The following is a 9,055-nucleotide window of genomic DNA, read 5'->3' as shown; positions in this document are numbered from 1 at the left end:
TTCACAATCAACTCGGGGCTTTTTTGTGTTTGTATGTTGTTTGTGTAGGATCTATAGAGTACTAGTGTTTGGTTTATATAGTGCTAGTATTGAGTTGTTGTTCTGGTGGATAGTGTTCGTCTCTTCGTATCTGCATTGGGGGGCATTATGTTTTACAGATATTTCATCTGCTTTTCTCTTTTTTTTTCGTAGCTATTTAAGTTTTATATAGCAGAGTAGCTTTGGGGTTGCGCTCAAAAACTATCATCTTTTAGCTAGTTATTCGCAGAAATGTATTAACTTTGCAATCAGCAACTCTAAGGGGTGCTGGTATAGAACATCCGCCTAGGGACTTCAGGTTCTGAAAAGGCTGGCATTATAGCTAGTCTGATTACTGAAAGTCTCGAGATGGCTAACCATTAGTCGTTCATACTTGTATGAATAGTTCTATACTGTGCTGAGATTATACCCGAAGACCTGATCCAGATAATACTGGCGTAGGCAAAGAGTGCGGCGTTTTTTACGTCCAACCTCCATTATGATCTTCTATTGAGCTTTAATGGTTCTTTATGAATCCACCTATCCAAGAGAGGATAGGAAAGCAGTAGCTCTTAGAGTCGCGTACGTTTATAATAAGTTTGTATAAACCCAAATGCGACGAATATGAAGATCCTTCTAAATGGAGAAGCAAAAGAGATTACCGGTTCTTGTAATCTCTCTCAAGCCCTTGTAGAGCTGAGCATTGATTTACCTACTCGTAGTGCAGTAGCTCTCAATGCAAAGGTAATTTCCCGAGACATGTTTGTTCATACTTTTTTGAGTGAAGAGGATGAACTTTTGATAATCCGCCCAACTTTTGGTGGATGAGTATTTTAGTCCCTGTTTTTGGTAGTAGTCGTATTCTTACAGCTATCCGCAGAATGGGGAATCATCGTATCTAGCCGTTCCAATACAAAAACATTTATCGAAAAACCAGATTACTCATGAAAATCCAAGACATCGTAACTCATGGTTCCCTTCTCGGTTCAGAGAAAATTTATGTCAAAAGCCAAAGATTTCCCAGTGTTAACGTCGGAATGCGCCGTATTCCCCTAAGTGATACTCGCAATGACGACGGAAGTTATAGTCCTAATGAACCAGTCGTAGTTTACGACACAGGAGGCCCGTATACAGATGATGCTTATAAGGTCAATTTAGAAGAAGGACTTCCCAAACTTCGTGCAGAATGGATAGCGGGACGTCAAGACACAGAGCGACAGGAAGGCTTGGGAAGTAGTTTTGCTCGAGCAAGTTTAGCCAACGAATCCCTAGCAGCACTACGTTATCCCCACGTAGAAACCCATCCTCTGCGTGCAAAAGGCAAATGTGTCTCACAGCGTTATTATGCCGCTCAAGGCATCATAACGGAAGAGATGGAGTATGTAGCCTTGCGTGAGAATCAAATGCTCGAATCAGTGGAGGAGCGCCATCTGCTTGGTGGAGATCCCCGTGGTGCAGTCTTACCCAAAGTCGTAACAGCTGAATTTGTGCGTGATGAGATAGCAGCAGGTCGCGCCATCATTCCTGCCAACATCAACCATCCCGAGGCAGAACCAATGATCATCGGTAGAAACTTCCTCTGTAAAGTCAATGCCAACATTGGCAATTCCGCTACAACAAGCTGCATTGCTGAGGAAGTAGAAAAGGCTGTTTGGGCTACACGTTGGGGAGCAGACACCGTGATGGATCTCTCCACTGGTAAGAACATCCATGAAACGCGTGAGTGGATCATTCGCAATAGCCCTGTACCCATAGGCACAGTGCCCCTCTACCAAGCTCTTGAAAAAGTAAACGGCCGTGTTGATGCCCTCACTTGGGAAATCTATCGCGATACCCTCATCGAGCAAGCCGAGCAAGGAGTAGACTACTTCACCATTCACGCAGGTCTTCGGCAGCAACACATCCCACTCACCCTACGCCGTCTCACAGGTATCGTGAGTCGTGGAGGAGCCATCATGGCGGGTTGGTGCACGGCTAAGAATCAAGAGAGTTTTCTGTATGACCACTTTGAAGAAATCTGTGAGATAGCCGCTCGTTATGACGTAGCCTTGTCGTTGGGCGATGGGCTTCGTCCAGGTTGCATCCACGATGCCAACGACGCCGCGCAGATGGCAGAGTTGAAAACATTGGGCGAACTCAATCGCATCGCCGCTCGCCACTATGTGCAAGTCATGATAGAAGGCCCAGGACACATACCCATGCACATGATTCCAGAGAATATGACACGCGAGCTTCTCGATTGTGACGAAGCCCCCTTCTACACCCTCGGTCCCTTGGTGTCAGACATCGGCGCAGGCTACGATCATATCACTGGAGCCATTGGAGCTTCCATCATCGGACATCTCGGTACTGCCATGCTCTGCTACGTCACTCAAAAGGAACATCTCGGCCTTCCTGAACGCGATGATGTGCGACAAGGCGTAGTCACCTATAAGTTGGCAGCCCATGCCGCAGACTTAGCCAAAGGACATCCCACAGCTTTTGTGAGAGATTACGCCATGAGCAAGGCGCGCTATGAGTTCCGCTGGTACGATCAGTTCCATTTATCTCTCGATCCAGAGCGAGCCCTAGAGTTTCATGATCAAACTCTGCCTGAAGAATCTCAGAAGAAACAACACTTCTGTTCCATGTGTGGTGAACATTTCTGCTCCATGCGTGCTAATCGTAAGTTTCGCAAAACCTTGCAATCGCAACAAGAACCTTCCGTTGAGGAACATCCTGCAGGAGCTTGTCCCTTAGAAGCCGCAGATCAGCCAAACCTCCAGGACGCTTCGTCCCAATCTCCTTGCGGTTCAAGTGAGAAATTTGTGAATGTTTAGCCCTATGGAACCGAAACATCACATCATTATCACTTCGCCCGAATTGAACTCACCGGCAGAAGCTCAGTGGATTAGCACACTATTGTCTTTTGGAATTGGGAGAGTGCACATTCGCAAACCCCATGCCACCGCAGAAGAGTTGATACCTCTCTTGGAGGCAATCCCGCAACCCCTGCGCCATCGTTGCATCTTGTCGCAACATGATGACCTCGTGCGCCGTTATCGTTTGGGGGGATTGCATCTTTCTGTGCGCAGTTGGCAAGCGTTGAACCAGCGTCCTGATTTAGAGATTGGACAAACCGTAAGTGTGAGTTGCCATAGTGCTGAAGAATTGGCCCAACTGCCTTTCCTTCCCGATTATGCCTACCTCAGTCCAGTTGCTGCAAGCCAGAGTAAACCAGGATACGGGGGCAATGTTTGGAGCTTCTCAGAACTGCAAAAGATTTGTGCGCAAGCATCCTGTCCGCTGGTCGCTTTGGGAGGAATCCATCCTACTAATGCCCATCAGTTTTTGCAGTTGGGCTTCTTGGCCGTAGCCAGTCTAGGCTATTGGCAAGGGCTGAAAATCCATGAACTCGACGGAGCTGTTCAGCGCATGTGTCAACCGCGAATACTGTTGTGTGGTGGAGTTGACCCCACGAGCGAGGCAGGTGTTACAGCCGACGTGCGTTATGCAGAGCGATTGGGGGCGCAGTGCTATACTATCACCACTGCAGTGACCTATCAGAATGCCCAAAAGTTCAGTGGCTTCATGGAGATGACAGACGAGCAGATTAAGTCGCAATTAGCAGTTCTAGAACAGCAAGCTGCTCCTGATGTGGTAAAAATAGGACTTATCACCTCCTTGCAGCAGTTCAATGTCATCTTCCATCACGTGCGGAAATGCTATCCTCATAGTCTGATTGTATGGGATCCCATCCTGCGCACCAGTTCTGGATACGACTTTCTAGCCGATGTCGACGTCATTGCCCTCCAAGAAGCCGCAGCTAGTGTAGACATCTTGTTACCCAACGGCTATGAGCGAAAGCAAATCTTAGGAGAGTTCACACCAGAAAAGGCTGCTCGACGTTGGCAGACAACAATCATCTGCAAAGGAGAGCTACAAACTGGCGATGCTATCATCGACAGAGCCTACCACCCTGATGGATTCATCTCAGAAAGTCTCTATCCCCCTATCGGGCAAGACCGTCATGGCACAGGTTGTCTTTACGGCACAACACTAGCTTTTGAACTTGCTAACGGCTCTCATCTTCAGTTCGCTATGAGTACGGCTCAACGAGCTGTGGCGCACTATCGCAATCACCAAGCCCTACCCACGAAAATCCGCAAAGCCCCCTTGGGACACCGCATGTTCATCACCCATGCCTCCTCCACCGAAGAGGTGCTACGACAGGCCGAAGCCGTGCTATCTCGCGGTCGTGCCGACATCGTGCAGTTGCGCATGAAGGACGCCTCAAAGTCACTGATGCTAGCTACCGCCCGAGAAATCCAAGTGCTCTGCCGCAATTACGGAGTGCCCCTCCTCATCAACGACCACGTTGATGTGGCACATATCATTGGAGCTGATGGTGTCCACCTCGGCAAAGAAGACATGTCCCCCACTTTGGCGCGTGAACTCCTCGGAGATGCTGCATTGATAGGCCGCACCTGCAATTCTCAAGCTGATTTGCAAGCTGCTCTCCGTGAACCCATAGACTATGTGGGAGTTGGGCCTTATCGTTTCACACAGACCAAACAACGTCTTGCCCCCATCCTAGGCATCGAAGGTTATCGCCAGCTCCACCTTGGTGAATATCCTCTTCCTGCCTATGCCATCGGCGGCATTCGTCCCGATGAAGTGCCTTTGTTTGAGGCACTGGGCGTTTATGGAGTAGCCATGAGCGGTGCCTTGATTCGCGAAGTCTGTGGAGAATATAGTTCTCTTTTTACCTCAAAATCTAAGTAAACTCATACCCTATGTTGAACATTGCCGACAACACTTTTACCTCCCGTCTGTTTCTAGGTACGGGAAAATTTGCTTCATCTGCCTTGATGGCAGAAGCTGCTAAAGCCTCAGGCTCACAACTCGTGACAGTGGCTCTCAAGCGCGTAGAACTTTCTGCCTGCACCACGGACGACATGATAGCTCCCCTTTTGCATCAAGGCTTGCAACTCTTGCCTAACACCAGTGGAGCGCGCACCGCTGCCGAGGCTATTCTTGCTGCCGAGTTGAGTAGAGAAGCGCTTCAAACCAATTGGTTGAAACTCGAAATACATCCCGATCCTCGCTATCTCATGCCCGATCCCATAGAGACACTAAAGGCTGCCGCCGAGTTAGTGAAGCGAGGTTTTGTGGTCTTACCCTATGTGCAGGCAGACCCCGTGTTGTGTAAACGTCTCGAAGAGGTGGGCTGCGCCACGGTGATGCCCCTTGCTGCCCCTATCGGTAGCAACCGCGGGCTAGACACCCGAGCTATGCTGCGCATCATCATCGCCGAAAGCAACATTCCTGTGGTGGTCGATGCCGGTTTGGGCAGTCCTAGTCATGCTGCGGAGTGCATGGAGATGGGAGCCGATGCAGTATTGGTCAATACGGCCATCGCCGTGGCGCGCGATCCAGTGAAGATGGCTCATGCCTTTCGTCTTGGCGTAGAGGCAGGGCGTGAAGCCTATCTCGCCAAACTAGCCCCGCAGCGCGCAGAGGCAGAGGCTTCTTCCCCACTCACTGCTTTTCTCTTCGACTAAAAGACTGCATCATGCTATACACTACCGCTTACGAATTCTTGAAGCGTTTTGATTTTGATGAGGTAAAACGCAATATCTATGCCCAGACACCTGCGGATGTGGAGCGAGCATTGGCTCACACTCACCGCACTGTCGAGGATTTTCTAGCCTTGGTTTCTCCAGCTGCCGAAGCCTATTTAGAACCTATGGCGCATGAAGCGCGCCGCCTCACGGTCGAACGCTTCGGGCGCACCATGCAACTCTATCTTCCCCTCTATCTTTCCAACATCTGTTCTAATAGTTGTGTGTATTGTGGATTTAGTGTGGAACATAAGATTCATCGTCGTCGCTTGACTCTCGCGGAGATAGATAGAGAAGTAGAAGCCATTCTGCAACTTGGTTTTCGGCATCTGCTGTTGGTGAGTGGCGAAGATCATGGCCTACGTTCTTGGCAATACTATCTCGATGTGGTCAAGCATCTCCGTCCCCATTTTGCACAGTTGTCGTTAGAAGTTCAACCGCTCGATACAGAACAATATGCGGCTCTTGGACTTGCTGGCATAAGCAATGTCTGTGTCTACCAAGAAACCTACAACGAAGCGCGCTATCCCGAATACCATCCTGCAGGAAAGAAGGCTGACTTCCGCTATCGACTCGAAACTCCCGATCGCATAGCCCAAGCGGGCATTGAAAAAATAGGTATCGGTGCGCTGCTCGGCCTTGAAGATTGGCGCACGGATAGTGCTTTCACGGCACTTCATCTGAGCTATCTCAAACGGCGCTATCGGTTGGCACGTTATTCCGTTTCCCTCCCTCGCCTTCGTCCTGCTGTGGGCGGCTACAATCCTGCTTGCCCGATTGATGACAAAGGGATGCTCCAGCTGATTTTGGCTTTCAGACTGCTCGATCAGCATCTAGATATATCACTTTCCACACGCGAATCTGAAGCCTTCCGCAATCATGTGCTCACCTTAGGAGTCACGAGCATGAGTGCTGGCAGCCACACCGAACCCGGAGGTTATGCCGAGCAGCATGAGGAGTTGGAGCAGTTCACCATCAATGATGCACGTAGTCCCGAAGAGTTTGCGCAGTATCTTCAGTCTATGGGCTACGAACCTGTGTGGAAAGATTGGGATAGTTGGTTGTAGCTGGCAAGAATATCTCATCACCGTCTTTCTTTCTACAAAGATAATGCGTTTATTTTCAAAGGATAATTCTCAATATGTCGGTCAATGATTTTGACAAACGCTATGAGCGTCAGTTGTTGCTCCCCGAGGTGGGGAGAGTAGGTCAAAGGCTTCTTGCTGAAAAGCGTGTGGTCGTGGTGGGAGCTGGCGGACTAGGTTGCACCATTCTGCCACTTCTGGTGGGGAGTGGGGTGGGGCATGTCAGAGTCTGCGATGATGATGTAGTGTCGCTCAGCAATCTTCATCGCCAGACGCTTTATACTGTTGCACAAATCGGGCAACCCAAAGCGGTATTGGCTGCGGAGCATCTCCGTGCCAACAATCCGCATTGTGATGTGGAGGTCGTTTGTGAGCGGCTTCGCGAAGAAAATGCAGAGCTAATCTTAGGAAGCTGCGATCTCATCATAGATGCTACTGACAATGAAGGTACACGGAGATTGCTCGATGCCTATGCTGAATCTTATGCTATGCCTTGGCTTTACGTTTCTGTGGACAGTTGGCAAGGGCAAATCGCACTTTTCGATGCAGAGCATCTCACTTACGGAGCTTTATTTCCGACCAGCGACGATGAAGTGATGGTAAAGGAGAAGGGACATTTGAGCAGCGCACCCATTCCTATGATGGCGACTACACCTGCTTTGTTGGGGGCATTGGCAGCCACGGAAGCCCTCAAGTTTTTGTTGGGACTTCACACTCCGTTGTCGGATAGTTTACTACTGGTAGACGGACTTAGTCTGTCGTTTCAGCGCATTCGTCGCTAAGCGCAAGTGGACTAATGTTCAGCCTACGAGAAAGGGGCACCTGTGTTTCTGGGATGAAACGTGGGTGCCCCTTGTTGGAAAAGAGGAAATGTGGCGGTGACGCGGGAAAGTTTGGTGGTGAATGGCTGTAAGTATCTATGATTTAGAAAGCCGATATGCGAGGAGAAAGAAGAAACTCTCTGAGCGCACAAAAAATATCTCGGAGAGTTTCTAAAAAATCTCCGAGATGTTTCTAAAAAACTCCGAGATAATTTGGAAAAAGTCGGAGATTTTAGTGAGTAAAATGGGAAGGAAGCAGCAAACGCTAGTCTTCTTCTAAATCGAAATCATCGTCCAAGAAGAGTGGAACATCCGCAAAGTCATCGAGTGCTCGGCGATCTTTCTTCGTGGGACGGCCAGTGCCGCGCGCACGGTCAATAAACCCGCTGATACGACTCATTTCTAAGAGTTCATATTGCTCTGGAGGAGTGATGTTCTCCAGGATTTCGGGCAGGAGTTTTGCACCTACGCGCTTCTCAATGGCTTGGAGTACGCGGAATGTGTAGGTGATAGGCGATTTCTTTACGCCCACTTCATCTCCTACCTTGACAGAACGTGATGGTTTTACGGCAGCACTATTGATGGTGATGCGATTGTTTTTACAGGCATCGGCAGCAAGTGTGCGCGTCTTGTAGATGCGCGCTGCCCAAAGCCATTTGTCTATGCGTGCTTCTGTGGGCATAAGCAATATAGAGTGAGGAGTGAGGTGACGAAGAATGGAAATCAGTTTGTGCGCTCAGAGCAATAGCAGATGATAGCTGCGAATGGAGCGAAAGATTTGTCTAGCGATTGAAGAGATTCATCGTGCGATCGAGACCTTGGAGGGCAAAACTCTTGACGGCTTCTGCAGCACGTGCCAAGGCTTCGGGCTTTTTCGCCAAATCTTCTCCTTCAAAATGGCCAAGCACGAAGTCTACTTGTCCACCACGTGGGAAGTTGTTGCCAATGCCAAAGCGGAGACGATTGTAAGCCTGTGTGCCCAACACTTGTGTGATGTGGCGAAGACCGTTGTGTCCAGCCTCGCTGCCACTGGCTTTCATGCGGAGTTGTCCGAAGGGTAGGGCAAGATCGTCCACAATGACGAGCATCTGCGGCAAATCCACTTTTTTCTCTTTCATCCAGTAGCGCACAGCATCGCCCGAAAGATTCATGTAGGTGGAGGGCTTGAGGAGAACGAGTACTTGATTTTTCACACGAATGGTGCAGACTGCGCCATAGCGGCGGTCTTCCCATGATGCGCCAGCATCGGCTGCTAGTTTGTCGACTACGTCAAATCCGATGTTGTGGCGCGTGCCTGCGTATTCTGCGCCGATGTTGCCAAGGCCTACGATGAGATGCGTCATAGTTATGATAGAAATGCGTGCTCACTGCGAGCTGTACTTTTAGGGAGAGGGCAGACGAGTGATGAAATGGTCTGATGACTCAGACGGGTGCTCAGGGCCAACTCTGCGTTGCTAGATGTGGGTATTGGGAAAGGGTAATAAAAAATGCCAGTACCCTAAGGGGCACTGGCACATAGGGGATTGCA

The 9,055-nt window shown here is 49.5% G+C and carries 8 protein-coding genes and 1 riboswitch; of the genes, 6 read left to right on the top strand and 2 right to left on the bottom strand.

The annotated features are described in order from the left end of the window. Positions 1-289: 289 nt before the first annotated feature. A riboswitch (TPP riboswitch) is annotated at positions 290-500 on the top strand. 142 nt (positions 501-642) lie between these two features. The 6 genes from thiS to HMPREF9999_RS05585 all read left to right on the top strand — a co-directional run bounded on the left by thiS (position 643) and on the right by HMPREF9999_RS05585 (position 7,488). Beyond that, positions 643-846, top strand: coding sequence for a sulfur carrier protein ThiS (thiS, locus tag HMPREF9999_RS05610; protein ID WP_009437510.1), 204 nt, complete (start codon positions 643-645; stop codon positions 844-846). A gap of 116 nt (positions 847-962) precedes the next feature. Beyond that, positions 963-2,837: a phosphomethylpyrimidine synthase ThiC gene (gene thiC / locus HMPREF9999_RS05605; RefSeq protein ID WP_009437509.1), complete on the top strand. Its 1,875-nt coding sequence runs from the start codon at positions 963-965 to the stop codon at positions 2,835-2,837. A 4-nt stretch (positions 2,838-2,841) separates the two neighbouring features. After that, positions 2,842-4,782: a thiamine phosphate synthase gene (gene thiE, locus HMPREF9999_RS05600; protein WP_157049621.1), complete on the top strand. Its 1,941-nt coding sequence runs from the start codon at positions 2,842-2,844 to the stop codon at positions 4,780-4,782. Between the two features lie 11 nt (positions 4,783-4,793). Then, positions 4,794-5,561, top strand: coding sequence for a thiazole synthase (locus HMPREF9999_RS05595; protein ID WP_009437507.1), 768 nt, complete (start codon positions 4,794-4,796; stop codon positions 5,559-5,561). A gap of 11 nt (positions 5,562-5,572) precedes the next feature. Further along, positions 5,573-6,688: a 2-iminoacetate synthase ThiH gene (gene thiH / locus HMPREF9999_RS05590; protein ID WP_009437506.1), complete on the top strand. Its 1,116-nt coding sequence runs from the start codon at positions 5,573-5,575 to the stop codon at positions 6,686-6,688. Positions 6,689-6,762: 74 nt separating this feature from the next. Beyond that, a complete protein-coding gene (locus tag HMPREF9999_RS05585; RefSeq protein ID WP_009437505.1) occupies positions 6,763-7,488 on the top strand; it encodes a HesA/MoeB/ThiF family protein in 726 nt (241 codons plus the stop codon). 304 nt (positions 7,489-7,792) lie between these two features. Here the strand turns inward: HMPREF9999_RS05585 and HMPREF9999_RS05580 are convergent, their stop codons facing one another. Together HMPREF9999_RS05580 and pth are read right to left on the bottom strand one after the other, a co-directional pair. Beyond that, on the bottom strand, positions 7,793-8,209 hold the full coding sequence (locus tag HMPREF9999_RS05580) for an RNA-binding S4 domain-containing protein (protein WP_009437504.1): 417 nt from the start codon (positions 8,207-8,209) through the stop codon (positions 7,793-7,795). 100 nt (positions 8,210-8,309) lie between these two features. Beyond that, positions 8,310-8,870, bottom strand: a complete 561-nt coding sequence (gene pth, locus HMPREF9999_RS05575) for an aminoacyl-tRNA hydrolase (RefSeq protein WP_009437503.1) — start codon at positions 8,868-8,870, stop codon at positions 8,310-8,312. Positions 8,871-9,055: the final 185 nt, after the last annotated feature.

It is taken from the genome of Alloprevotella sp. oral taxon 473 str. F0040 (assembly GCF_000318095.2).
Lineage (GTDB): Bacteria > Bacteroidota > Bacteroidia > Bacteroidales > Bacteroidaceae > Alloprevotella.
Note: the sequence above shows the minus strand (reverse complement) of the source record. Positions and strands in the feature narration are given on the sequence as shown.

What these genes read in the sequence shown, in the direction of transcription:
- thiE (WP_157049621.1), top strand. Translation starts at nt 2,842, where the DNA reads ATGGAACCGAAACATCACATCATTATCACTTCGCCCGAATTGAACTCA.
- HMPREF9999_RS05595 (WP_009437507.1), top strand. Translation starts at nt 4,794, where the DNA reads ATGTTGAACATTGCCGACAACACTTTTACCTCCCGTCTGTTTCTAGGT.
- thiH (WP_009437506.1), top strand. Translation starts at nt 5,573, where the DNA reads ATGCTATACACTACCGCTTACGAATTCTTGAAGCGTTTTGATTTTGAT.
- HMPREF9999_RS05585 (WP_009437505.1), top strand. Translation starts at nt 6,763, where the DNA reads ATGTCGGTCAATGATTTTGACAAACGCTATGAGCGTCAGTTGTTGCTC.
- pth (WP_009437503.1), bottom strand. Translation starts at nt 8,870, where the DNA reads ATGACGCATCTCATCGTAGGCCTTGGCAACATCGGCGCAGAATACGCA.
- thiC (WP_009437509.1), top strand. Translation starts at nt 963, where the DNA reads ATGAAAATCCAAGACATCGTAACTCATGGTTCCCTTCTCGGTTCAGAG.
- thiS (WP_009437510.1), top strand. Translation starts at nt 643, where the DNA reads ATGAAGATCCTTCTAAATGGAGAAGCAAAAGAGATTACCGGTTCTTGT.
- HMPREF9999_RS05580 (WP_009437504.1), bottom strand. Translation starts at nt 8,209, where the DNA reads ATGCCCACAGAAGCACGCATAGACAAATGGCTTTGGGCAGCGCGCATC.